Source organism: Massilia terrae (assembly GCF_024753145.1).
Lineage (GTDB): Bacteria > Pseudomonadota > Gammaproteobacteria > Burkholderiales > Burkholderiaceae_D > Telluria > Telluria terrae.
In genome coordinates this window covers 1-627 of sequence record NZ_JANUGU010000029.1, presented here as the reverse complement: position 1 = coordinate 627, position 627 = coordinate 1, and the positions used below count along the sequence as shown (strand labels likewise).

The following is a 627-nucleotide window of genomic DNA, read 5'->3' as shown; positions in this document are numbered from 1 at the left end:
GTTTTCAAGGATCCGGCATCGCTGCACGGCACCTACGGCGACTTCAGCTTCAACAGCGCCACCGGCGACTGGACCTACACGCTGCGCAACGGCGACGCCAACGTCCAGGCCCTGAACGCGGGCAAGGTCGTGTCGGACGAAATCACCGTCACCTCGGCCGACGGCACCGCCAGCGCCAAGCTGCACGTGGACGTCACCGGCGCTAACGACGCCGCCAGCATCAGCGGCAACGGCAACGGCGCTGTCGGCGAAGACGGCGTGCAAAGCGCCAGCGGCACCCTGACCGTGAGCGACGTCGACACCGGCGAAGCCCTGTTCAAGGATCCGGCCTCGCTGCACGGCACCTACGGCGACTTCAGCTTCAACAGCACCACCGGCGACTGGGCCTACACGCTGCGCAACGGCGACACCAACGTGCAGGCCCTGAACGCGGGCAAGGTCGTGTCGGACGAAATTACCGTCACCTCGGCCGACGGCACCGCCAGCGCCAAGCTGCACGTGGACGTCACCGGCACCAACGACGCCGCCAGCATCAGCGGCAACGGCAACGGCGCTGTCGGCGAAGACGGCGTGCAAAACGCCAGCGGCACCCTGACCGTGAGCGACGTCGACGCCGGCGAAGCCGTG

At 67.9% G+C, this 627-nt stretch carries 1 protein-coding gene; it reads left to right on the top strand.

Annotation, left to right across the window (positions count from 1 at the left end; all coding sequences use genetic code 11):
* A partial coding sequence (locus NX778_RS24535) for a VCBS domain-containing protein (protein WP_258814440.1) occupies window positions 1–627 on the top strand: 627 nt, incomplete at both ends.